Annotated in this window: 1 protein-coding gene; it reads right to left on the reverse strand. The window is 67.5% G+C overall.

Annotation, left to right across the window (positions count from 1 at the left end):
• A partial coding sequence (locus QZH66_RS18490; RefSeq protein ID WP_305807244.1) for an AMP-binding protein occupies nt 1-415 on the reverse strand: 415 nt, incomplete at its 3' end.
• Between the last annotated feature and the right edge of the window lie 13 nt (nt 416-428).

A 428-nucleotide genomic window follows, 5' to 3' on the forward strand; every position in this document is an offset into this window, starting at 1 on the left:
AGCGGCCGCCCACCACGTCGGGAATGTCGATGACCATGCCGATCGCCTCCCCCGCCTCGCCCACCGCGCACAGCTGCATGAAGCCGTGTTCGTCGCGCGGGTGGCTGTCGCTGTCGATGTCGTAGCGCACCAGGCGCAGGTTGGTCTTGTCCCAGAACGGCACGCGCCCGCAGGAGCCGACGCGGTTGTCGACGTTGATGGTGTTGGTGTTCGATTCGGTCGAGCCCCAGCCTTCGTAAATGTCGAACTGCTCGCCAAAGCGCCGCACCCACTGCTCCCAGACCTCGGGCGCCATGCCGGCGCCGACCATCTTGCGCAGCGGGTGGTCGCGGTCGTCGGGCTGCGGCGGCACGCTCAGCAAAAAGCGGCAGATCTCGCCGACGTACTGGCAGATGGTGACGTGGTGGCGGCGCACGTCGCTCCAGAAC

The sequence above is a fragment of the Stenotrophomonas sp. YIM B06876 genome, from assembly GCF_030711595.1.
In the GTDB taxonomy this organism is placed as follows: Bacteria; Pseudomonadota; Gammaproteobacteria; order Xanthomonadales; family Xanthomonadaceae; genus Stenotrophomonas.